Raw genomic sequence first — 23,712 nt, 5'->3', positions numbered from 1 at the left:
CGGAGCAACCAATGCGTATCGGATTAGTCACCCTCGGGTGCGATAAGAACACTGTTGATAACGAGTACCTTGCCGGTCTTCTGAAGACGAAGGGGCACACCGTGGAAGTGGCCGACCCGGCCAATCCACCGGATGTTGTTGTGGTGACAACCTGCGGGTTTCTTCAGGCGGCACGCGATCAATCGGTGGATTCGATTCGCGAGTGGGCAGACATTCGCGAGAAGGCAGATACGCGCCTGGGCGTGATTGGATGCCTCGCGCAGCGCAGCGGCGAGGAACTCCTGCGCGACTTCCCGCAAATCGACTTTCTAGCGGGAGTCGGTGATTTCGAACGCGTTGCAAGGCTCGTGGCAGGCGACGAGAAGAGCCGGTTTCTTTCGCCGGCGGGGGAGAATGCCCCGGCCTGGGAACTTGAACGCCAGAGCGCGTCTGCACGAGGCAAGGATATTGAGTTCGATGATCGAGAATTCGCCGCCGATGCACCGCGTGTTGTCGTGCCGCGCACACTTCCCCGCGTCAGAGTCGATCGCCGCCCGCACGGATTCCTGAAGATTGCAGATGGGTGCAATCACACCTGCACCTTCTGTAGCATTCCGCTGATGAAGGGCATCTACACGAGCGTGCCGCGCAATGTGTTGCTGGACGAAGCGCGCCGAATGCTGGACGACGGCGTGCGCGAGATCAATATCGTCGCGCAGGACATCACAAAGTACGGGCTCGATCTCGAAAAGCGCCTTGCGTTGCCCGATCTCCTGTCGGAGCTGGCGGAGTTGGAGGGCGAATTCTGGATCCGCCTGTTCTACCTCTACCCTTCGACCGTGACGCGCGACCTGGTGGCACTGATCAAGGAACAGCCAAAGATCGCTCGCTACCTGGACATTCCGCTGCAGCATTTGGATGAGAAGGTCCTGCAGCGCATGAAGCGTCCGCACGATCGCGAGCGCACGCTCGATCTGCTGCGAATGATCCGGCGCGATCTTCCCGAGGTCACTCTGCGAACAACATTCATCGTCGGATTTCCAGGCGAAACCTCGGCAGAGTTCCGCAAGCTGCTGGATGGAGTGCGCGAGATCAAGTTCGAGCGCATGGGTGTGTTCGAGTACAGCCGAGAAGAGGGAACGCCTTCTGCCGGCATGCCGAACCAGGTGACTGACAAGGTCCGTCGCCGTCGGCGAGATCGCTTGATGAAGCTGCAATCAAAGATCAGCGCCGACTGGGCATTCGAGCAGGTTGGGACCGTGCGCCGTGTTCTGATCGAAGGCCAGGTTCCTAATTCCGGCTGGTATGTCGGCCGTAGCCATAGCGAAGCCGCCGACATCGACGGTGTTGTCCGCGTTGCATCGCCGACACCGCTTGCCACTGGCGATTTTGTGGATGTGGAGATTGTTCAGGCAGACACTTACGATCTGACGGGTGAAGTGATCACGTCTTAGTCTTCGGTATCTTTTGCATTCGCCTTCGGGCGAATCTTTTTGGTGTACTTGTTTGCAAATCGGCGATAGACAGCCTGCTCGATTCGCCCGCGTTTGCGCACCGGTAGCGGCATGCGCAGCAACAAGTTGACCTTGCCGGCTTCCGGAAAATGCAACGAGACCCGCGGGTCGACAGACGGCGCGTCGAGGCCGTGCTTTTCCTCCAACTGTTTCATGTGCCCCCGTGCACTCTCCAGATAGATCGCGCACTCGGACTGCGCGGCATGAAGCAGCGCTTCTTCTGCAGCCTGCCAATCATCATCAAGTGCCAGCGGCACGATCAGCACATGCAGAACGTATTCCTGCATGAACGTCTCATTCAATACAGGTGCGCTCAGGAAGAGGCTGTTCGGGATGGTGATCGAGCGTCCCGTGAATTGGTGGATATTGTGGCCGGGACCGATTTCGAAGATCGTCGTTGTCAGAAGCGTATGATCGATCACATCGCCGCGCATTCCGTTGATTTCGATGCGATCTCCCACTTTGAAAACGCGTGAGCTCGCGCGCAGAAACGTCCCGCTCAGACAAAGGATGAGTTCTTTTGTTGCAATCACCAGCGCGGCGGCAATCACGACAATGGAGGCCGCCAGCGTGCGCAACTCGTTCGCCCAGATTAATACCAGCGCCAACAGCAGGACGAGCAGCGAGACGTTTCGGACCAGAACGATGTAGCGCCGGCGCAACTCGGGCGAATCTGTATACGCCTTCATGACGCGACGAATCAGCAGCGATCGGGCGATCACCGCGATCAGGATAACCAGTATTGTCGCGACCAACTGCGTGCCGTAATCGGCAAAGACATCTTGCAGCATTGTCGGTTACTTTTCCTGTGGAGCGTCTTTGAGAAGGCGAATATCCAGCGGTTTCAGTGTGTCGAGATGAACGTCGCGTTGCGGGAAGGAGATCGTGATTCCCGCCTCGCGGAAGAGATCGTCGATGCGGAACCGAACGTCGCTCTCAACCTTAAGGCGATCCATGAAGTTCTTCATGTGAACCCAGAAGTGGACCCTGAATCCCAGCGAATTGTCGCCGAAATCCGTGAAGAGCACGACGGGCTCGGGGCGCTTCTGAACGCTGTCATGTTCAGTGACAGCCTTCATGATCAAGTCGGCGACCTGCCGCGTTGGTGAGCCGTAAGCCACACCGACCGTGACGCTTGTGCGTACCATGAAATCCGACAGCGTCCAGTTCGTCAGTGCGTTCTCGATCAATTGGCTGTTCGGGACCAGAATGCTCAGGTTATCCGGAGTGCGCAGTGTCGTGCAACGCGCGCCGATCTCCGTGACCTTGCCGTACGTGCCTTGGAACTCGATCAAGTCCCCGATCTTGATGGGCTTCTCGATCATCAGGATAAAGCCGCTGATGAAGTTGCCCAGCAGTGCTTGGCCACCAAAGCCCAGCGCGATCGCAACGGCACCACCAAGGAAGGTGAAGATCGTGAGCGGGATGTTGACGATGTCGAGCGCCAGTAGAATGACAATCGCGACGAGCGCATAATAGACTGTGCGTTCGATCAACATCATCGCGTTCACGTCGAGTGCGAAGCGCGAGAGCAACCGCTTCTTCGCTTCTGCGGCCAATCGACGGACCAGGACGAGGCCAATCGACAGGATAAACATGGCGATGACGATCTGTCCCGGCGTGACAAAGCCATCGCCAATCGACATCAGCCGCGTATTCCAGATGCGTGTAAACGCAGCGATGACCGGTTCAACGATTTCAACAACCTCTTCCGGCAGTTGGATGCTGCCCAGTGCGACGAGAATCACAAAGACCAGCAGGATGATTACAGAGATTGTCCAGATGCGCTTGGTGCGCGAGATCTTGCTCATAGATGCTCCAGAATCTGTTCAGACGTTTCCAGTTTCGCTCCCGCCTTCTCCATCTCCTGCAAGGCCCGTTCCGAATCGCCGGGCTGCAAATCAACCCCACGTACTCCGTCGGTGACGACATGGACTTCGAATCCCAGCTTCAGCGCATCCAGCGTTGTCGCACGTACGCAGATATTCGTTGCAAGGCCGCAGACATACAGGACGCTGACATCGCGCTCCCGCAACAGATCGACGAGCGCCGTGCTCGGTTGGCCTGCCTCGTCGAAGAACTCGCTGTAGGCGTCGACCTTCGGGTCGGCAGCTTTATCGACGATCAAGTCCGTTGGCCGAATATCAAGATCCGGATGGAACTCTGCGCCGGGCGTGTCCTGGACACAATGTGCGGGCCAAAGCGCTTGCTTGACTCCATTCTCCAGTTCCACCGTATCGCCGATTTCTTTCCCGGCATGCGTTGATGCAAAGCTACAGTGATTCGCCGGGTGCCAGTCGCGCGTTGCGGCCACAATTTTGAATCGACTTCGCAACTTGTTCGCGACGGGAACGACTTGGTCGCCCTCCTCGACAGGGAGGTTTCCGCCAGGGCAGAAGTCATTTTGAATGTCTATCAAGAGCAAAGCTCGATTGGACATGACTGGCTCCTTTGTCAGGAATTTGGCGCCCCGGGCAATTGCAGGAAGTCCTCCTCATAGCCACCGGATAGAATCGGGAACCGGCACCACGTCTTCGGGTCCAGATTCGCGTCGTCCAAATGGAAGGACGGCGCATAACGTTCCCGCTTCCATTGATTCCTCACCCACAAACGATAGAACTTCCGAATGTAATCGCCCAGGTTCGCCTCGCCCCCCACCTTGTTCGCCCATTCATGAACGAGGTTCTCGAACACCTCGCGCGGCGACATATGATCGCGAATCGCGAGTCGCTCGATTGCGTCCAACAGATCATACGGCATCAGGTCCGCTTCGTCCGTCTGCTTGTGATGGGCTGGACGCAACTCGGCGGTCGGCGGAATCTCCAGTACGGACATGACCGCATCGACCGCACCGATCCCTTCGGGACCTTCGGTGCCCATCCAGCGCAGCCACTTGCGCAGGAAGTACTTGTCGATCCCGGCGATCGGGCTCAGACCACCTGCCGTATCGCCATCCATCGTCGCGTAGCCGACCGCCGCTTCGCTTCGATTGCTCGTGGCAAGCAGCAGAGAACCGCGCACATTCGCCAGCATCCAAATCCCCGGCGCACGGACGCGAGCCTGGATGTTCTGCATCGCAATATCATGCTTGTCCCAGGTCAGTTCCTCGCCGATGGCCATCTCGACCTGGCTGGTGTATTCCTCGACAAGCTTTCCGATGTTCCACTCGTGGTGGCCCGCGCCCAGCGCCTTCGCCACGTCCTCGGCTGCTTTGCGCGTTGTCTCAGAGCTGTTCGGCGAAGCCTGGTACGCCGTTTCCAGCAGACCGCCGCAGAACGATCGACGATCGAGCTTTAGACGTGGAAGACGCGCCTGGACTTCTTCTGCACTCAGTTCCATGCGCGCGAACTGATACGCCAATGCCACGAGCGTTGCGACTGCCGTCGAGTCCGCGCCGCCGCTGAGCGAAACGACGAATCCGCGGCTACCGGATTTTCTCAGATAATCGAAGAGCCCCAATGCCACTGCACGACAGAATTCTTCCTCCTTCACGTGTTCGCCGCCTGCCCAGCCATGCGGCTGTGTTGCAGGGGGCGTTGGTGGATCATGCGTGATCTTCCAGTTCCAATCGGCCTCAACGATATGAATGCCCGCATCGCTTGTGTAGAAACTCGTCTGGCGCGTACGCCGCATGCGGATCATGTCCACGTCGATGATCGCGCTGGTCGACTGATGATCGGAGAAACTGAATCGATTACCGCGCGCAACGATCTCGCCATTTGACGCGATCAGGAGCTCGCCATCATAAATCACACGGCCGGCTTCATTGCCCAGCAAATTGGAATACACGTACGCGGTCCCGAGAGCCCGCGATGCTTCCGTGACGATTCGTTCGCGCTGCTTCGTCTTTCCGAATGCAAAGTGACTCGCGCTCGGGTTGATGATCACATCGCATCCGGCGCGCGACATGCGCAGCCCGGGCCGAGTCGGCACCCAGGCATCCTCGCAAATCTCGGCTCCGATGCGAATCCCACCGACATCAAACACAAGATCGCCGAACGGCACTTCCTTGCCGCCGATCTCGACCTTGGTGCATTCGCCCGCCGGCCATGGCCGGAACCAACGCGGTTCGTAGTGGATTCCGTCGCCCGCCAGATTCTGCTTCGCCGAGATCCCGAGGATCTTTCCGCCCGCAATTAAACAGACGCAGTTATACAGCCCGTGGTGCATCCGAACTGGAACGCCCACGGCCACCACCATGCCCTTTGTCGCGGGCGCGAATTCCAGAAGCGATTCCATCGCGCGCGCGCTGTGCGCCAAACCATGGAACGCATCCTCGCACCCATAGCCGGAAAGCGCCAACTCCGGCAGGCAGAGGAATTGCACGCCCGCCAGGCGCGCTTCCTCCACAATGCGGATTAAACGGACTCGGTTGCCGCTCCAATCGAGCGGAGTCTGATTGACTGCGGCTGCTCCAATGCGAATCCAGCGCATAGCCTGCTCCATTCAGATCGAGGGTCTGCAAAGACTTCAGCACGAAACGCGCCGAGGGGCCAGCCGAAAGAGGCGGCATCGCCAGACTGTCGCGATTGGACATTTCAGGCGACTAGCGCCTGCGCATCAGGATCTTGACCAGTTCCGCGCCGCCAAAGAGAATCAGCAGGACCAGTGCAATCGGCAGTGCAAGTAGTAGCGCCAGCGGCGAGAGGACTTGCTGCAGGCGGTTCGGACCGGCAACCGGCGGCGGGGGAGAGTAGCTAACGCGCCCCTTCTTCGAAGCCGCATCCCTGGGCGCCTTGGTGGCCGCCGGCATGGCTACTGTGGTCTTCCCCTCGCGCTTCCGGGGCTCGCGGCACCAGTCGGCCAATGGGTGAATCGTCTTGTCCCAGGTGAAGTGCTTTCGCACCAGTTCCTGGGCGTTCTGGCCGCGGCGTTCGATGTCCTCGCCGTGTCCGACGAGGCGATCGATCACCTTTCTGAATCCTTGCCGATCGCCCGGATCGAGCGTCCAACCCGCCTTTGCGCGCTCAATCGGCTCGGCCAATTCGTCGTAATTGTTGTGAATCACAGGCAGTCCCGCCCACAGCGCAACCACCGTGCGCGTCGGGAAAGCGAGCTCGCGTTCAGAATTCCGAGGCATCAGATCGATCGCCGCCCCGCACCGGCCCAGCAGCGACAAGTACTCGCCAAACGGCATCGTGCCATGGCTTTCGGCGCGCGGATGTTCATCGATCAGGCGTCCGAGCTTCTCGAAGCGCCCACCGCTCACGTCGATGCTCGGGTGCGGTCCACCGACGACGACCAGCTTGCCCTTTTCCCGTTCATCGAGCGTTTCCAGCGTCCAGCGCAGCGAGTTCTCCGGATCCTGCCACGGCAGGAAGAACCCACCGTACAGGAACGCGCTCAGGTCGCGGTTCTCCGACGGCGCTGGAATGTCCGGCGCGACGCTGAACGGCACCACCGGGCACAAGCTCGCTTCGGGCTCGAACCCCGCCTGGAAAAGGAAAGGTAGGAAGTAGTGGCGCTGGAATCTGCCCGAGCAAATCACGAAGTCCGCCCGCGACAGTGTCTCCACCTTTTCGCGCAGATCCGCATCCAGGCGTTTGGACCCCCAAAGCCGGCGCTCCAGCAGATGCGGCCCTGCCAGATCGACGGCCAGCGGGCAATCGACCGGTGGCAGGCTCGCCCCGAGCCCCCAATGCTGCAGCACAATTGCGTCCGGCTTCTGCTCCTCCAGATACTCGCGCAAACGGTCGCGCTCGAACATCGAGACGCCTGGAACAACCGACGGATCGACCTCCGTACCGCGAACCGAATCCGCTGCAAACCCGATGCGCACATCATCAAATCCGGCAGAACGAAGCCCAAAGGCTAGCCCCCACGCGCGGAGCCCCGCTCCAGTAGTCGGCAGCCCCGGCAAGGGGAGGGGCTCAGTGGTAAGAACGAGAATCCGCATATTCATCCTGTGGCTGCAGTGAATTCGCCGGTCCGAATCGACCGTTGCCCCTTATCCAGAACAGACACAGCCGATGTGTCAATGGCAGGGCGACGCAGTCGCTCAAGCGGCGGTCACTTCGCCTAATAGAGGAACATCCAGTCCGATACATCGGCAGTGCTGTTCCCAGCGTACCAGTCGCTGAAACTCGACACCGGCCCGATAGTCAGAGTCTCACACGCGGGCGCAACTGCGTACTGATTGACTGGAATTCCCGCCTCGTACTGGAACACGGTGTCGATCGGCCCGCACAGGGAATCATCATTCAACGGGTCGTATGGCCAGATGATGGTGGCAGCGCCATTCAGAACTCCCTCGATGTGAAGCATCTCATCGATCAGGGCTCCTGGATCGAGCCCAATTGGAGAGACATCGCCGGTGATTCGGCTGACCGAAACTGGGCCGCCCGTCGCGCCGATGGAAAGTTCGATGACGACATCCAGATCACCCGTCATTGGGAACGTTGTTGGATCATCGGAGAGGTTGGTGACTTCGTATGGGCTGTTTTCAATATCATTATACAGCACCACAATCGCAGAGGCACCGGAAAGGGCTTCGGTGTTGCCGGCGCCATCCATTGCTGTAGTGGTGAATCGATATGCTCCGTCCCCGGCCGTGGGTGAATATGACCAAGTGCCTCCGGAAATCGACTGGCCGACCGGGGACACGGCTCCCGGTGGCATGATCCACAACGTCGCAGAAGTCACACCGCTCTCGCTGTCGACCGCGGAGTAAGTTCCCACGATGTCGCCTCCAACCTGTGTCGGATCCGAGACGGCGACTTGAGAAATCGGGGGTGTGATGTCAGGCGGGGTGATATCGAATTGTGCGTAGGAACGACATGACTCGCCGGAAATCGTGGTGAATGCTCCACCGACATGCAGGTCATTCTCGCGGAGTTCAAGCGCGCGCACCGATCCGCTGGGCGAAGGACTCCACGAAACGAGACTGCCGGTCACGGCATCGAACGCGGCGAGGCGAGATCGGCTCTGCCCGCCGATGGTGCTGAAATCGCCCCCTGCGTAAACCGTGGAATTGTCCGCTGCCAGACAATGGACAATCCCGTTTGAGTTTGGATTCCAGGAGGAGACGGCTCCCGTCGCCGCATCTAATGATGCCAGTCGATAGCGGACGTTCCCGCTAATCGCCACGAAGTCTCCGCCCACGTAGACAGTAGAGTCGTGGACTGCGAGGGAATGGACGAAGTAGTTCGCGCCAGGGCTCCAATTGTTCAGTGCACCGGACGCCAGATCGAATGCCGCCAGCCGCGATCGGCTTTGCCCTCCGGCGTGCATGAAACCGCCACCGACATAGAGATTTGTCTCCGATGCCGCCAGGCACAGAACGAAGCTGTCCACTTGCGGGTTCCAACTCGTGGCCAGGCCGGTTGAAGGATCCAGCCCCGCCAGCCCATTGCGGCTTTGTCCGCCGATGCCAATAAACGAACCACCCGCAAAGATCGAATCCTCCGTGGCAATCAGCGCGTAGACTCGTCCGTTCGCGTTCGGGTCCCACGACGCGAGTGCACCTGTGGTCGCATCGACCGCTGCGATTCGGTTTCGCGTCTCGCCACTGATGTTCGTGAAGTCGCCCCCGATGTATGCGGTGGAGCTCCAAACATCGATCGCATTCACCGTATCGCTTGCGCTTGGAGCCCAATCCGTGAGTTGAAGAGACGAATCCAACGCCGCCAGTCTGTCTCGCGTTTCCGTCTTGAGATTTGTGAAGTCGCCTCCGATGAAAATTCGTGAATCGGCCACTGCGACGCATAGGACGGGAGCGTTCGGGACTGGCCACCAATCCTTGGCCAGTCCCGTCGTTGCATTGATCGCCGCGACGTATGGATTCGAGCTGCCGTTGATGCTTAGGAAGTCCCCTCCCACATACACCATCCCGCCCAGTTCCGCGATCCCGTTGACCGAGCCCGACATCGATGGTCCCCAATCCGAGAGTTGTCCTGTGTCGAGTTCAATCGCCGCGAGTCGATTGCGCGATTGGCCCTCGATGGAGGTGAACTCACCGCCGACATAGGCAAGCGGGCCGGCGACCGCGATGCACAGAACTCTGCCGTTGGCTTCCGGGGCCCATGAGGCGATGGCTCCGGTATCGACTTCAATCGCTGCAATCCGCTCACGCGGTTCGGCGTCGAGGCTGGTGAAGTCGCCCCCCAGCAGTACTTGTGTGCCGGATGTTGCGAGAGAGTAAACTGCGGCGGAAGGCACGGGATAACTGCCCAGAACTCCGCCGGAAGCATCCAATCCTGCGAAGTAGGATCTGGGATTTCCCCCAATCTCCGTGAAGGACCCACCCACGAAGATTGTCGAACTTGAAATGGTCATGGCGCGGATCGCATCATTCGCCCCTGGATTCCATGGAAGAACTGCGCCCGTTGTTGCATCGATTGCGGCCAGATACTCACGGGTATTCGACTCCGCCGACGTGAATTGACCACCAAGGTAGAGAGTCTCTCCCGAAAGCGCGAGACAGAGGACGGAGTCGTCCAAAGTCACATGCCAATCCGGATCCAACGAGCCGTCCGAGAGAAGGTGGGCAACAAACTCGCGGGCGACGCCATCCACCTCGGTGAAATCCCCTCCAATAAACCAGCCCCCGTCGCCCTCCGATACACAGGCACGAACGATGTCGTTAGTTTCAGGCTGATGCCCGGTCGGTTCCCCCGAGAAGGCATCGAGAACCGCAGCCCGGTGGATGTTCGCCTGCATCTGCGTGAAACTGCCGCCAAGATACGTGATCCCATCGGATTCGTCGATGGCATAGACGGTACCGTTGGGCTCCCAATAGTGGTCCTTCGGCGTGGTGCTTTGTCCAAGGGCACTCGCCGAACAAAGCAATAGAAACAGACAGACCAGGAGCCGCCGTAGACATCGAACTCCGCGAAGGTTTCTTGTCATCACTGGACTCTCCTCCTTCAACGATACGTTCAGAATCCAATACGGAATCCCTCTCCACATACACCGAGACCTCGAAGTCTCTTGAAGCAGAAAAGCCACCCCATCCGCCCTGATGGTTGATCACAATAATGACATGCAATGGGGCCCAAGATGGCAAGGAGAAGCACTGCCAGGGCGAAAGCTCAGAGAGCAGAAAAACGCGGGCCCGGCGAATGGAATCGCCGGGCCCGCGTGAGCAGGGGCTGTTCGTCCTGTGGGCTTACTTCAAACCGGTGCGGGCAATGCCCTGGATGAAGAAGCGCTGCAGCAGGAAGAACATGATCACGATGGGAAGAATCGCCATGGTCGAGGCGGCCATCAGAAGCTGGAATTCGCTTCCGGACTCCTCGTTGAAGGCCTGCAATCCGACCATCAGCGTTCGCATTTCGGGGGTACTCGTCACAATCAACGGCCAGAGCAGCGAGTTCCAACTGCCCAGGAAGATGAAGATGCCGGCCGTGATGAACACAGGCTTCGAGAGCGGGGCCACAACCTGCCACAGGAAGCGGAAACGTCCCGCGCCGTCGATCTGCGCCGCATCCCACAAGTCGTCCGGAATCGTCATGAAGAACTGACGCATCAGGAAGATTGTGAACACCGATGCAAGGAAGGGCACAATCAGGGCGAGATAGGTATCCAGCCAGCCGAGCTTCGAGAGAATGAGGAAGTCCGGAATCAGCAGCACCTGTCCCGGCACCATCATCGTTGTCAGCACGATGTAGAAGAACGCGCCCTGGCCCCAGAACTTCATCTTGGCAAAGGCGAATGCCGCGAATGCCGCCGTGATCAGCGTTCCGGCCGTCGAAACGACACCGACAAAGATCGAGACCCAGAAATAGCGCCCGAAGTTCACGCCGCCGCGCGTGGCCGCTTCCGGTGCGTACCACGCAGCCAGGAAGTTTCGGCCATCGAGCTGCATCACCGTGGAGCTTTCGAGCAGGTTGGGATCGACGCGAATAACCGCTTCCGGATCCGCTTCCTCGCGCGTGATCTTGTACTCGCCCATGTCGATTTCTTTGAATGCAATCTTATCGACGGGGGCGGCGCGGACCTTTTGGCCTTTGTAGCGCTGAACGTCCAGCAAACGAATGCGGGACTCATCGCCGGTTTCGGGATTCGTGTAGATGTACTCGACGCGTTCCGGTAGCCACTGCGGCGGGAAGGCCACGGCCGTCTCGGCGTCCTTGAAGGATGTGATAACCATCCAGTAGAACGGCAGCAGCATCGATAGCGCGCCGATCAGCAGCATCTCATACAGGAAGAATGCCTTGATGTTCTTGTTTGTCTTCGAGACGAGCGCGCCACGATAGGGCAGGAAGTAAATCCAGATCAGCGTCCCGATCCCAAAGATGTTCAGTATCAGCAAAATGAGAAATGCGAGGGCGATCATTGGGAATACTCCACTTTCTTCCCGAACAGCTTATTCTGAGCGAACGTCAGGATCAGAATAATGATGGTCAGAATGTAGGCGATCGCCGAAGCGTAACTCAGTTCCCATTGGCCTTGGAAGCCAACCTCGAACATTCGGAACACAATCGGTGCGGTCTTGTACTCCGGACCGCCGTTTGGCGTCATGATCAGCATCGGAACGAAGATCTTGAAGGCGCCGATGCCGGAGATAATCATCAGGAAGAACGTCACCGGGCTCAGCAGCGGGAACGTGATCGTCCAGAACTTCTGCCAGGGCGTCGCGCCATCGATATCGGCCGCCTCATAGTACGACTTGTCGATGTTCTGCAGGCCGGCCAGGAAGATGATCATGAAGTAACCGATATCGCGCCAGATGCTCGTGATGACGATCGAAAAAAGGGCGAGACTCGGTCCGGCGATCAGAGCATCGACCCCTCCGGGCAACGCCGGCATATTGAAATGGAAAATCATTTCCCAGATGCCCGCCGGCTCGCTCAGCCAGCTCAACTTCATCGGCACGCCGCCGAACTGATGGAAGGACAGCGAATAGAGAATGTCCTCGCGCCAGACCGTCAGGAACCAGTTCATCAGGCCGAACTCGCGATGGAAGAGATACTTCCACACGATCGAGATGGCGACCCATGTCGTGATGTACGGAAGGAAAAAGGCCGTGCGGAAGAACGCGCGGCCCTTGATCTTCGAATTCAGCAACATCGCCGCGAGCAGCGACAGCGCCAGTGTCGGCGGCACGCTGTAGATCGCGTAGTTCACCGTATTCCACAACGACTTGACGAATTCCTCGTCCTTGAATGCTCGCATGTACTGGCTGAGTCCGACGAACTTGAACTCACTGATCGGCATCAGGGCCGTCGCGTCGAAGAAGCTGACAATCAGCGCCAGGATGACGGGCAGAAACCAGAAAACGAGCAGGATAATGCCTGCAGGGGCCAGGTACAGGTACGCTTCGAAATTCTCGCGCATCCTTCGGGCTTGGTAGGTTGTCATGGGACCAGTCAAATTTCCGGGAAATCGGCCCGCCCTTTCGGGCAAGCATCTGTGTTGGGTATGACCGCAGGAGTGCTGTCCGCAAGGAAAACTAGGGATAAAAATTGGTGAATTCGTGCCCGAAGGAGCATGAAACGGGACGCCAGCCAACCAGCCCGGCTTTTTCTCGGTTTCGTCAGAAGTTTGAGGCTCATCACGCGCTCATCCACAGCTTACGTCTGAGTGCTCCTCGATCTCCACCAAACGCCCCTGCCGGAGGAGGGTCTGGGAGGCGCCACTGCATACATGTGTCGAAATCTGTTCGCGGGCATAAACCCGATCGCCGTTCAGGTCAGCGGCACGATGCTCGAGATGTGGGAGCCTATTACTCCAGGAGATCGCTGAGGGAAAGGCCCATCCATTCAAAGAAGGGCTTTGAGCTCTCAATCGCGCTCTCAATCGAGTCAATATCTTCGCCAAGCAGTCGCCTGATTGCGGGGCCGTATTGCGGGTGCTTGGGGTTGTCCAGAATGGCAATCGCATCGGGCAGCGCTTCGGTTGCGGTGGGATCGAGACGCAGAAGACTGAGGGCCAGCGTTCCTCGTTCTTCCTGTGTCTCGGCGTTCTCATATCCCTCGCGGATCTCCGCAATGATCTCTGGATCGGTCACTCTCGTCCAGGTAAGGTAGGTGGCCGAGTTGCATCGGATCGAGGGCAGGGGATCGCTCAGTCCCTCTCTGAACACAGCAATCAGTTCCGGCGAAGAGGTGGCTCCCCATTCCGCATCGTCCAAGGCGATGTCTCCAAGAACACCGCCCGCATTCTGGCGCACGGCCGAGGCGGGGTTGTTCAGAGCCAGGTCTGCCAGGAACGGAATATGACCTCGGTCGACAACAGCGTCATTGGAGGCAATTCGCGCGAGGAAATGCGCTCGGGACTCCGCGTCCAATTGAGGAAACATCTCGAACGCACGAGTAAGCCGCGCGGGATGTGATTCGATCCCCTTTGCGATCGATGAACCTGCAGCGCACCAGACATCGACATTCGGGTCCACAAGTCGATCGAGAAGGGCTTTCTCCAGCGCACTGTCGTCCGGAATCGAGACTAGGTCTGCCAACTTTGCCGCCCACTTCCGACACACGGGATTGGAACTGGATAGGAAGCGAACCAGCACGGCTTCGCTCCCATCTGGCAGGTCCCTCAACTCGCCAAGCAAACAGTCATCGGCGGAGCCTGCCTCCACCTCTTCGAACAGTGCCTGAAGAGCCAGAGAAGATCTCCCAGCCCATCTCGAGAGGATCGTGTAGTAGCGATCCGTATCGTCAATTGCTTGTCGCAGCGCAGAGATGTCCTTCTCCGCAACCTCCGTGTGCGAGACGTTGTATGCCCAATTCAGTCGCCAGTTCCAAAACCTCTGGGTCTTCATCGGCCATCATCGGTTGAGAGAGGAGTCTCAACTCTTCTGGCGCAACGACTCCTGAAGCGGCAAGTACGAGGAGTGCCCGGCCCCGGACATATGGGTCTTGATCCTTAATGTAGAGCTTCATTGCTTCGAGGGCATTGGGTCTCAGTTTCACCGCTCTGATAGCCACAAATACCGTAGTCCAGAATCCATCTGAATCGCGGCGGGATAGACAATCTCGAAGGCAGTTCAAGCGATTTGTGGCGATCATGGCTGCCGACAGAAAGACTGATTGTCGGGATAAGCTATCTTCTTCTTCGATCCTCAGTAGCGATTCAAAGACATCGCATGGCAGGTCTTGGACATAGAAGACGGCGACAGTCGCGTAGAATTGCGATCGCTGATCGCCCTCTCGTAGCAATCGATATAGCTCATCCCTCCTGGCCGCCTCACCGGTCGCAAGATCACAGAATGCCTTGAATCCGATCGAAGTTGGGGTGTCCTCCGACGTTGACTTGACGAACTCCTGCCTGGCCAGAGCGTCTGCAATCCTGTTCCCTTCCAAATCCTTCCAAGCAAAGAAGCCTTCGGGATCGCCAAGCTGTTCGCGAATCCGCTCCATTCGGGGAGTAAAGAGCAAGTCATGGGCCTCCCTGCAATGTGGGTCCCCTGGATCTCCCGCAGCGTCCACGGCGCGCTCAAAGGCATCGAAGTACTCCCACATCAGGCGGTTCACGCCCAAAGCGAACTCTATCCGCTCCTCCTCCGACACTGCCTGATCGAATGCCGCCTTGATCTCCTCCAACCTCTGATCATCCACACGATCGAGTTCTGAAAGCGTGATCGCTGCGCGGAGGCGAACGGTGGAACTGGAGTCCCTCAATGCAGTGACAAGTGCTTCTTCGAGTGGACTGCCCACTGGAATTGAAGTCTGGCCAGCAAGATTCACGGCCAGCCTGCGACATTCCTCGTCTGTGCTCGAAAGGTAACGGAGAAGGACCTCGTCGCTGCCATCGGGCAACCGAGTCAGGCCCTCTAAGCACTGAATGGCTTGCTTCCGGGATGCTTCATCCCCGGTTTCGACGTCCTCAAACATCGCTTCGAGAACAAATAACGAGTCCTTGGCCCACAGGGAGAGAATGGGAGAGGCGCCTTCCCCGCCCCAAGGCTCTACCTCCACGGGCACGGCCTGTTCGATTTCAATGATATCGGATTCGCTGACACCTATCTGCTGCGTGCCATAGGCCCACAGCATTCTCGCAGTCTCCGCGACCCGTTCATTATCATTCTGCAGGAGCGACCGCGCGATGTACCTCGACCGAGCGGGTGAGATTCTGTCAGACATTACCAGGGCAAAGAGTGCACTGGCGCGAACGGCTGGGCTGGGATCGTCCAGCCAGGTCTCGATCGCCCTTTGCGTATCAGGGGAAGATTTGGAAAACAGTGCCGCCAGCAGGGCAATTTCGAAGTTCTCCAGAGCAGGTTCTTGAGCCAGGACTTCGTGGACGCACTGCATGTGGCTTGGAGTGAGGGCCGCCAGTGTCGAGACGATGACCTCCGGCAATCGGCCTTCCCCATTTCCCTTCCCCATCAGGACAAGCCTCTCAAAGACATCGCAAGGAATCTCATCGAGAAAGCGAATCGCAAACGCTGCGCTTTCCCGGGCTTCTACGTCCTCACTCTCGAGCAATGCGAACAGCTTAGCGTGATCTTCCTGGCCGCCTTGCGAAAGGAGATAGGCGTCCTTGAACGTGACGGTCGTCCTCGGTTCCTTCGCAGATTCGATCGACGCGCAGCCGGTCAGGAACACCAGGGCAAGCGTGATCGCTGTGAGCATCTTCATCCCCATTCTCCTCTGCCTTCTCAAGTTGACTGACCGCACAGCCAGTGAACCTTGCATTGGGCCAATGGTCAACGCGTATTGACTCCTGTTCCAAAGACACTGTCCAGATTTTCCCTTTACGCCCTCCCTTGGATTTTTGTCCATGACACGGTCGACACGATCTGACACTGTTTCGGATATAGGAGTCAGTTACGCATGCGCACCCCCGGGGGCACAACGACGCGGGTTTCGCCCGGTTCCCTGCGATTGAAGCTGGGATACTTCGACGATTTTACGACCAGAGCGCTGGTCCGCGGCATCGAAGCCGTGCGGACGCCGGTGATATCGCAGCAGTACTCGCGCGACGATTTGCTCGAGGGGCTGAAGCATGAAGTGCTCGACGTGGCGCTGTTGCCGACGAGCGATTTCCTGACCACGCCGAATCTGAACATGCTGAAGGGCGCGGGCATTTCGACGGTTTCTTCGGCGAATATGTTCCTGGTCCTCTCGAAGGGGCTCCCGACCGAAATCCGCCGAGTCCTCGTCGACCAGAACGACCTCGGTGCGGGGTTGCTTGCAGAGCTCCTGCTGCCGCGCCAGATCGGCCAGCATCCGCAGTTCACCCAGTCGAAGGTTCCCCTGGATGCGCGTAGGTTCAATTTCGATAGCGATCCACACGATGCGTACATTCTGGCGGGGGAGAACGCATTGCTGGCTCGGCGGTCGGCCTTTTCCTGGGCCTGGGACCTGAGCCAGGGCTGGTTCAGCCAGACGAACGCGCCTTACGTGATGCACGTCTGGGCCTGCCGCCGCGGAATTAATCTGTACAACCTGGATCAGGAACTCACCGACCTGGCCCATCTGAACACGAACGAGGCGGCGATGATTGCCCAGAAAGAGGCCGAACGCCTGACCTTGCCGCCGAATATCATGACCAAGATTTATCAACATGCCTTGCGCACACCGCTGGGCGAGCCGGAGATTGCGGGGCTGCGAACCTATGTGAAGGAACTGGGCCAGGCCCGGTTGCTTCCGGGAACGCCTCACTTCTCTGTCTATCGCCCTGTGAACCGTGCCCTCTGAGATTCTCCATCTGGACACCCAACCTCTCGATTTGATACGCGCCGCGCTCTGGGGTGCGGGACTTCTCGCATGGGGGCTGGCGATCTGGCGGATCATGGAGCGTCGCCCGCATGCCCGCATTCCTTGGAGTGTCTGCTTCGCCCTCGGTGCGGCTGTGGCCGTTCCCGTCCTCTTCGCGGGGGCGCTCTTCGGGCTGGTTGTTCCGTTCGCGTGGGGATTGTCGGTTGTTGGCATCGCTGGATTTGCTTTGGGATCTCTGAAGCGCGGGTTCCCGCAATTCCTGCCTGGCCGAGAGCTTTTGCGCGATCGCCTCGCGGTTGTTCTTCTCGGCGTGGCGATCCTTGGCTGGCTGGCGGGCGTGCCCCTTCTGCCGAAGCCACATGTTTCCTACGACATCCTCAGTTATCATCTGCCGCTGGCACATGCCGTCGCCGGAGACACTGGCCTGCGGTACGTTCCGGGCGATTTCTACAGCCGCCTGCCACAGGCGGCATCGCTGCTGTACGCGCCGGCGCTTTCCGATCGGAGTTCAACTCTGGACGATCCGGGTATCCGCGTACTGATCTGGTTGGCAGTCGTGGCTGGGTCGCTTCTGTGTGGCCGATTGGCTGGTCAATTGGGCGCACGTCGACGGGGCCGGTGGGCCGCGGTGGCGCTTTATGCGTGGCACCCGATCGTCTGGGCCGGTCAGTTGAATGCCCATTCGGATCTGCTGACGGCGATGTTCGCATTGGCGGCTTTCGAACGCCTCTTGTCCGCCCTGGCTCCAACTCGGCCAAGGCTCAGCGCCCTTCTTCTCGCCGGTTTCTTCGCGGGCACGGCGGCGGCGGTGAAGTTCTCCGCCCTCGGGATCGTTGCTGTGCCTTTGGGTATGGTTGCGGTGATCGGGGGGCTGCGCCAGAGACATAGTCCGGACGCACGAAGGGCCGTCATGGTCGGAGCAATTGTCTCGATTGGAATTCTGACAGGACTGGGCTTATGGTTTGTTCGCTCAACCGCCCTGGCCGGCAATCCGCTACATCCGTTCAAGGGCGAAGCGCCCGGCTGGTCTGCCGAGCAGGCCGCGTTCGTCGTGGAGCAGCATCACCCGCGTTCGCCTATCTCGGCCGAGTATTGGGAGGCGGCATTCACGCGAACCACCGTGTTCGGCTACGCCATTCCATTCCTCCCGATCAGCGTTCTGCTCCTTGCCGCGCTGGGCGGAGTCGCTCTGCGTCGGCCCGCGCCGCGGCTGCTGCTATTCGCTGCCGCTGCGGGCTATGGGGCCTGGCTGCTGGTGGGTTTGAACCCGGACCGGTTTGTGCTCCCGGCCATCGGGCTGGCGACTGCTGTGGCGGCGCGAGCGACGTTTGTCCGAGGGGCGCGGCCACTGCAGTTCGCAGGTGCTGGCGCATTGGGATTGCTGCTGCTCAGCACGATGTTGGAGGAACGCCCTCTGGCGGTCGCCAGGGCCGATGAAATCTGGGATCGGAACAAGATCATCCCCGTGGAGTTGCTGATGGCGACTCGGGAGTCCTCAGGCGACGGTGCGCCGCTTCTCGTCTTCGAAGCCCGCAGCCGACTGTTTCCTGAAGCATCAAACGTCTGCACGGTTTGGGATGTTCCAACCTGGTCGGAGGATCTGAAGGCGAGCGATTCGGCCGACGACTTTGCCAATCGCCTGCGAGAGCAAGGTCTGACAATGCTCTTCGTCAACGAGTTCGAGTTCGGTCGTCTTGTGGATTTCTACGGCGGACTGGAGGGTTCTCGATTGATGGGCGAGATCGGGATGCGATCCATGCCGAACGAAGTCGACCGTGCAATGGCTGCCTATCCATCGATCCGTTTCGCGGGTCTGGATACTCGGAATCGGCGCGTGTTGTACGAGTTCCTTGTGTTGTGTCGCCGAAACGCGATTCGCACAATTCCGGTCGGCCCGGTTTCAGAGATTTGGGTCGCCCCCATTCCCGCTTCTGCGAACACAGCTACTGATCAAAACTGATAAGGTGAATTCATGAAGTTGCTCTACTCTCTCCTCAGCGTTCTCTTCCTGCTCCTCCCTCTTGGCGGCCATGCGTCGGTCAACGCAATAGACTACGAGGACTTCCAATTCCCGCTGACGGGTCGACTTTCTGGTGAATTGCCTGAGGCGGCCGGTTCAGCGAGCAGTTGGAGCGTCGAGGCAAGCGCGCCGGGCATCGGCTTGATGCCCTCGCCGCAGATCGTTCTCGATACCCCGGGACCAGTTCTTCATGATGAAGCCAATATCCTCGAGGTCACCGTCTCGACGTCCGCCACCGTGGCGCTCGTGCTGACGGGTTCGATGGCGGGGGATCGCTTCGAGGTTTTCCCGGCGCGACGGATTTCTAATGCTGAAGGAAAGGTCCGTTGGATGCTGAAGCAGCGCGTCGGCCGGGCGACTGACCTGACCAGCTTCACATTGGCCACTCAGTTCATTCCCGACACGCCGTTCAAGTCAGAACCAGTGATTATCTCCAATCCGCGAATTATCGACGCGAGACTGCTCTCAGATTCGGAAGTGATCCAAGCCAGCCCCTTCCGCGCCTTGGTTCCAAACTACACCATGCCGGCGGGAGCCAATACCGTCACGCAGCAAGTCAGTGTCGTTCTGCCGGGAGTGCTTGCTGTTCGAGGCGGTGGTAGGGACATGAAGCTCCTTCTGGATGGGCGGCCCATTGCGGACATGAAGCTCGATGTCGAAAAGGCAGAGGACGCCTCGCTGTATACGCGCACCTTCACGCTGCCCAATTACGGCGAGGCCGGTGATACGCGCGATGTCCGACTGCTTCTTCATCTCGAAGGTCAAAAGTACGCTGTCCTGGATCGGCGCATCCTGCAGATCCTTCCACCCGGTCGTGTCCACGGCCAATTCGAACAGCCATTCCGATCGATCCGCGACTATGAGATCGCGGAATCCGGCGGCGACATGCTGGTCGTTGCCATTCTCGATGATCTCTATAGTCACGAAGAGCCGCAACTTGCAGCGACTGCAAGTCACGACGTCGTCGCGAACATCTTGAGTCCTTACACAGGCAAATTCGAGTCGCGCGACGTTTGGCGCGTTCCAGCCTATGGCCATTCCTGGGAAGGCGGATTCCAGTCCATTGGAATCGGGAGAAGGGAAGGCCTGATGGCGGTCTTTCTTTCGGGCCTTTCGGCGCAAGGCATTGAATCGATCAGCATGGCCGGCAGTGCAGGATCGGGAGTGTTCCGGCCGGTTCCCGCAAACCCGATTCTGGAGCCCGGTGCAGCATTATCAGGGAAAGTCGATGGGGAGCCTTTCGCCATGCGCGGGAACAGCGTCGTCGATTATGGAGACAGTTACGCGCTGCTTTCCTGGACGCAGGTCGGTGGGAAGAAGCCGCGATTGCTTTCGTTTGTCTCGCCCGATATTCGCTACTGGGTCGAGGCGGGCGCAGTTCCGAATCAACTGCCGACGAACACGAGGCACATTGCTCTCTCCCATCGCGGAGAGCTCTACTATATGACCACGGATGACCCGCACCGCGTCTGGGTCTCCGCCGATCCGTTGCGCCACTGGCAGCCCTTTGACGTTGATTTCCCGGAGGATTGGCGCGCATTTCGCCTAAGAAGAATCGGGAACACCGAATACATCTTCGGTTTATTTGAATATGAGGGGCGCTCCATCCTGCGTTGGCGGGAATGTAAGTGGAGCGCCGACAAGGGGATCCCTTTGCCCGTCATGACCGATGAGCCGTCCCCGACTAGAGGTTTTTGAGAATGCCCATAAATGAGAAAGAACTCCTGCACCTGCTCAGCAAGGCGCATGGAACGATGTCGCTGCGAGAGATGATGCGCGACTTGAATTTGCACTCTGCGGAGCGACGCGATCTGCAAATCACGCTCCGCAAGCTGGATCGCACTGGCAGAATCGAACGCGTTGGCGGCAAGAACTGGCGCGTTGTCTCACGCAAAACACAGAGCAAGGTCCTGATCGGTCTGGTCCAGGTCGTTTCGAGCGGAAATGGTTTTGTTCGCCTCGATCCGCACAGCGCGGAAGCCGCCGAAGGCGAACGCGACGTGATGGTCTTCGAGGAAGACCTGGCCGACGCGCTCGATGGCGACACGGTGGCCGTCGAACTGACACGGCGAACTTCGCGCGGATTGCGCGGCCGCATCGTCGACGTTCTGGAACGCGCGCGCACGGAACTTGCCGGCATGTTCCAGCAGTCCGACCGGACGCGCGGCGAAGTCATCCCGCGCGACAAGTCCATCCAGCGTCGCATCGAAGTCGCGATGCCGCCGAAGGAACTTGGCATTTCCAACTTCGATTGGGTCATGGTGGAAATCACCGACTTCACGTCGACCGATCAGCCGTTGCGCGGGAAGATCAAAGAACGCCTCGGTGCGTCGCACGAACGCGGCATCGACGTTCTGTTGCTGCTGCGCGATCGCGGGATCGTTCCGGAATTTCCTCCTTCGGTCGAGAAGGCTGCTTCCGAACTCGAGATGAATCTGGATGAGGAACTGAAGATCCGCCACGACCTGCGCGAGCTGAAGACAATCACCATCGATCCCGCCACGGCAAAGGATTTCGACGACGCGCTGAGCATTGAAAAAGAGGGCGATTGCTGGCGACTGTGGGTTCACATCGCCGATGTTTCTTACTTTGTCAGGCCGAATGATACGATTGACGAGGAGGCCCGCGCCCGCGCGACTTCCGTGTATCCAGTCGACCGAGTCGTTCCAATGTTGCCGGAGCGTCTCTCGAATGATCTCTGCAGCCTGAATCCGCACGTCGATCGCTTCACCATGACGGCAGAGATGATCATCAAGCCGGATGGGACCTTTGGAAAAACGAAGTTCTATTCCTCCGTCATCCACAGCGATCATCGGCTGACGTACGAGGAAGCGCAGGCGATTCTGGAGGACACGCCGGAGGCCAAGAAGGAGGAGTTCGGCGATTGCATCGAGGATCTGTTTATGCTTCGCGATTGCTCGCGCACGTTGCGGAGCATGCGCGAGCGCAACGGCTCCCTCGACCTGGATATTCCGGAAACGGAGATCATGTTCCACGAGACCGGAGAAGTCGAAGACATGCGCTACTCCGAGCGTTTCGAGGCACATCGCCTTGTCGAGCACTGCATGCTTGCCGCCAATGAGGCGGTTGCGGAATTCCTGGCGAAGAAGCAGGCACCGGCTCTCTACCGAATTCACGAACCGGCCGATCCGGATCGCATTGCGAAGCTGGAAGACGTTTTGAAGGCACTTGGGGTTCGCGTCCGGCTAACCAATCGAGATGGCGATTTGCAGCATCATCAGTTGCAGAAGGCCATCGAATCGATTGGCGATCGACGCGGCGGTCACATTATTCGGCGAATGGTGCTACGTGCCCTGAAGCGAGCCGAGTACTCGCCGGACAATCGTGGGCACTTCGGATTGGCATCGAAGTGCTACTGCCATTTTACATCGCCGATTCGCCGCTATCCGGACCTTGTTGTGCATCGCCAGTTGCGTGCTTTGGAGCGTAATGAACCTCTTCCCTATCCGGACGATGCGGATGGTCGCGAGGAAATAGCCGAACTGGCCGATCATACAAGCACACAGGAGCGGGTCGCTGAATCCGCCGAGTGGGATTCGACTCAGATCAAGGCGACCGAGTATATCAAGCAGTTCGAAGGCGACGAGATGAACGGCCTGATTTCCGGCGTTCAGGGCTTCGGCCTCTTCATCGAGCTCGAGCACTACTCGGTTGAAGGTCTTGTTCACATCCGCACGATGACGGACGATCGCTACGATCTGGATGATCTGGGTATCAGTTTGGTCGGTCGCAAGTCTGGGCGGAAGTACAAGCTGACCGATGAGGTGCGTGTAAAGATCGTGCGCGCGAATCCGTTCGAAGGAGAACTGGATCTGGAACTCGTGGGCGAGACCCCGGCAGCCTCGAAGGGCAAGTCGCGCCGATACGCTCCACCCCGAACTGGGAAGAAGAAGTCTCCCAAGAAGGGCCGCGGCAAGAAGCGCTAAGGACGCTGACCCAGGCACGTCCATTCGGAGAGGAGCTTCACCAGCGCGCCGCTCAGTTCCGAGACATCATCCTCGATACTTGCCCGCCGGCGGAGATCTCGGAACGGCCCATCGACATACGCTGCATGCACCTGCTCAGTCTCCCACGCAGAGATAACGATACAGGTGGGGGAGGGGTCGCTCTTGTGCTTTCCAAAGAGTCCACATGACATCCCTGCGCCGCGCATTCCAGGAATCCAGATGGATTCTTGCACTTCTGTGAAGCGCTCTTCGCGCCCAGGTCTCAACTTGCATCGTGCGATTCGGAGAACTTCGGCGTTGCTGATTCCCTCTGATAGGTTGTGGGAAGTGCCATCCATTCGGAGTTGCACATCGAACCTCTCCGTCCGGCAGGAATCGTACGTCTTTTCCTGATGCGAGATCGTAGTGATGCTGTCGTGAATGTCGCGCATGAAGGCGGAGTAGCTTGCTTCATCCCGCCAGAGCCCGATCACACACGCTTCATTCTTCGCCCTCAGGTTCCATCCGCCGACCTGCAGGATGAAGCCATCGCAATCGGCCAAGGAAGACCATTGCTGCTGCGCGCGATCAAAGGCATCGCGCTGCTCGGAGGAGACTTCGCAATGGATCCACTTGATGAGCAT

Annotated in this window: 16 protein-coding genes; 5 read left to right on the top strand and 11 right to left on the bottom strand. The window is 58.7% G+C overall.

Annotated elements, in window-relative coordinates; translation table 11 throughout:
* The first annotated feature begins 11 nt into the window (after nt 1-11).
* On the top strand, nt 12-1,433 hold the full coding sequence (gene rimO, locus KQI84_14660) for a 30S ribosomal protein S12 methylthiotransferase RimO (GenBank protein ID MCB2156115.1): 1,422 nt from the start codon (nt 12-14) through the stop codon (nt 1,431-1,433).
* Here rimO and KQI84_14655 read toward each other — a convergent pair.
* The 10 genes from KQI84_14655 to KQI84_14610 all read right to left on the bottom strand — a co-directional run bounded on the left by KQI84_14655 (nt 1,430) and on the right by KQI84_14610 (nt 16,018).
* Entirely contained in the window at nt 1,430-2,284 is an 855-nt protein-coding gene (locus KQI84_14655; protein MCB2156114.1) for a mechanosensitive ion channel family protein, read from the bottom strand. The two genes, rimO and KQI84_14655, sit on opposite strands and share 4 nt — an antisense overlap.
* A 6-nt stretch (nt 2,285-2,290) precedes the next feature.
* A complete protein-coding gene (locus KQI84_14650; protein ID MCB2156113.1) occupies nt 2,291-3,304 on the bottom strand; it encodes a mechanosensitive ion channel in 1,014 nt (337 codons plus the stop codon).
* The gene (pncA, locus tag KQI84_14645) at nt 3,301-3,933 is read right to left on the bottom strand and encodes a bifunctional nicotinamidase/pyrazinamidase (GenBank protein MCB2156112.1); all 633 of its coding nucleotides are present in this window, start codon (nt 3,931-3,933) and stop codon (nt 3,301-3,303) included. Before pncA ends, KQI84_14650 begins: the two co-directional genes overlap by 4 nt.
* A gap of 14 nt (nt 3,934-3,947) precedes the next feature.
* On the bottom strand, nt 3,948-5,927 hold the full coding sequence (gene nadE, locus KQI84_14640) for an NAD(+) synthase (protein ID MCB2156111.1): 1,980 nt from the start codon (nt 5,925-5,927) through the stop codon (nt 3,948-3,950).
* A 112-nt stretch (nt 5,928-6,039) separates the two neighbouring features.
* On the bottom strand, nt 6,040-7,272 hold the full coding sequence (locus KQI84_14635) for a hypothetical protein (protein ID MCB2156110.1): 1,233 nt from the start codon (nt 7,270-7,272) through the stop codon (nt 6,040-6,042).
* 239 nt (nt 7,273-7,511) lie between these two features.
* Nucleotides 7,512-10,340 (bottom strand): hypothetical protein, encoded by a 2,829-nt coding sequence (locus tag KQI84_14630; protein MCB2156109.1) that lies wholly within the window; start codon nt 10,338-10,340, stop codon nt 7,512-7,514.
* Nucleotides 10,341-10,599: 259 nt separating this feature from the next.
* Nucleotides 10,600-11,769 carry a carbohydrate ABC transporter permease gene (locus KQI84_14625; GenBank protein ID MCB2156108.1) on the bottom strand — a complete coding sequence of 390 codons (1,170 nt, stop codon included), beginning with the start codon at nt 11,767-11,769 and terminating at the stop codon, nt 10,600-10,602.
* Nucleotides 11,766-12,794 (bottom strand): sugar ABC transporter permease, encoded by a 1,029-nt coding sequence (locus KQI84_14620; protein ID MCB2156107.1) that lies wholly within the window; start codon nt 12,792-12,794, stop codon nt 11,766-11,768. The genes KQI84_14625 and KQI84_14620 overlap by 4 nt, the downstream gene beginning before the upstream one ends.
* 364 nt (nt 12,795-13,158) lie before the next feature.
* A complete protein-coding gene (locus tag KQI84_14615) occupies nt 13,159-14,199 on the bottom strand; it encodes a hypothetical protein (protein MCB2156106.1) in 1,041 nt (346 codons plus the stop codon).
* Nucleotides 14,096-16,018, bottom strand: coding sequence for a hypothetical protein (locus KQI84_14610; protein ID MCB2156105.1), 1,923 nt, complete (start codon nt 16,016-16,018; stop codon nt 14,096-14,098). The genes KQI84_14615 and KQI84_14610 overlap by 104 nt, the downstream gene beginning before the upstream one ends.
* 195 nt (nt 16,019-16,213) lie before the next feature.
* Here KQI84_14610 and KQI84_14605 point away from each other — a divergent pair, with 195 nt between their 5' ends.
* Genes KQI84_14605 through rnr form a run of 4 tightly spaced genes read left to right on the top strand, consistent with a single transcriptional unit; the run spans nt 16,214 to nt 23,068 of the window.
* Nucleotides 16,214-17,080, top strand: coding sequence for a hypothetical protein (locus tag KQI84_14605; GenBank protein MCB2156104.1), 867 nt, complete (start codon nt 16,214-16,216; stop codon nt 17,078-17,080).
* A gap of 31 nt (nt 17,081-17,111) precedes the next feature.
* On the top strand, nt 17,112-19,061 hold the full coding sequence (locus KQI84_14600) for a hypothetical protein (GenBank protein MCB2156103.1): 1,950 nt from the start codon (nt 17,112-17,114) through the stop codon (nt 19,059-19,061).
* A 12-nt stretch (nt 19,062-19,073) separates the two neighbouring features.
* Nucleotides 19,074-20,819 carry a hypothetical protein gene (locus KQI84_14595; protein ID MCB2156102.1) on the top strand — a complete coding sequence of 582 codons (1,746 nt, stop codon included), beginning with the start codon at nt 19,074-19,076 and terminating at the stop codon, nt 20,817-20,819.
* 2 nt (nt 20,820-20,821) lie between these two features.
* Entirely contained in the window at nt 20,822-23,068 is a 2,247-nt protein-coding gene (gene rnr, locus KQI84_14590) for a ribonuclease R (GenBank protein ID MCB2156101.1), read from the top strand.
* Here the strand turns inward: rnr and KQI84_14585 are convergent.
* The gene (locus KQI84_14585; GenBank protein MCB2156100.1) at nt 23,065-23,712 is read right to left on the bottom strand and encodes a YdbC family protein; all 648 of its coding nucleotides are present in this window, start codon (nt 23,710-23,712) and stop codon (nt 23,065-23,067) included. The two genes, rnr and KQI84_14585, sit on opposite strands and share 4 nt — an antisense overlap.

It is taken from the genome of bacterium (genome assembly GCA_020444065.1).
GTDB lineage: Bacteria > Sumerlaeota > Sumerlaeia > SLMS01 > JAHLLQ01 > JAHLLQ01.
Note: the sequence above shows the minus strand (reverse complement) of the source record. Positions and strands in the feature narration are given on the sequence as shown.

What these genes read in the sequence shown, in the direction of transcription:
- KQI84_14585 (MCB2156100.1), bottom strand. Translation starts at nt 23,712, where the DNA reads ATGCTCATCAAGTGGATCCATTGCGAAGTCTCCTCCGAGCAGCGCGAT.
- KQI84_14615 (MCB2156106.1), bottom strand. Translation starts at nt 14,199, where the DNA reads ATGAAGACCCAGAGGTTTTGGAACTGGCGACTGAATTGGGCATACAAC.
- KQI84_14610 (MCB2156105.1), bottom strand. Translation starts at nt 16,018, where the DNA reads ATGAAGATGCTCACAGCGATCACGCTTGCCCTGGTGTTCCTGACCGGC.
- KQI84_14625 (MCB2156108.1), bottom strand. Translation starts at nt 11,769, where the DNA reads ATGATCGCCCTCGCATTTCTCATTTTGCTGATACTGAACATCTTTGGG.
- KQI84_14655 (MCB2156114.1), bottom strand. Translation starts at nt 2,284, where the DNA reads ATGCTGCAAGATGTCTTTGCCGATTACGGCACGCAGTTGGTCGCGACA.
- KQI84_14630 (MCB2156109.1), bottom strand. Translation starts at nt 10,340, where the DNA reads ATGACAAGAAACCTTCGCGGAGTTCGATGTCTACGGCGGCTCCTGGTC.
- KQI84_14620 (MCB2156107.1), bottom strand. Translation starts at nt 12,794, where the DNA reads ATGACAACCTACCAAGCCCGAAGGATGCGCGAGAATTTCGAAGCGTAC.
- nadE (MCB2156111.1), bottom strand. Translation starts at nt 5,927, where the DNA reads ATGCGCTGGATTCGCATTGGAGCAGCCGCAGTCAATCAGACTCCGCTC.
- KQI84_14605 (MCB2156104.1), top strand. Translation starts at nt 16,214, where the DNA reads ATGCGCACCCCCGGGGGCACAACGACGCGGGTTTCGCCCGGTTCCCTG.
- rnr (MCB2156101.1), top strand. Translation starts at nt 20,822, where the DNA reads ATGCCCATAAATGAGAAAGAACTCCTGCACCTGCTCAGCAAGGCGCAT.
- pncA (MCB2156112.1), bottom strand. Translation starts at nt 3,933, where the DNA reads ATGTCCAATCGAGCTTTGCTCTTGATAGACATTCAAAATGACTTCTGC.
- KQI84_14650 (MCB2156113.1), bottom strand. Translation starts at nt 3,304, where the DNA reads ATGAGCAAGATCTCGCGCACCAAGCGCATCTGGACAATCTCTGTAATC.
- rimO (MCB2156115.1), top strand. Translation starts at nt 12, where the DNA reads ATGCGTATCGGATTAGTCACCCTCGGGTGCGATAAGAACACTGTTGAT.
- KQI84_14595 (MCB2156102.1), top strand. Translation starts at nt 19,074, where the DNA reads ATGAAGTTGCTCTACTCTCTCCTCAGCGTTCTCTTCCTGCTCCTCCCT.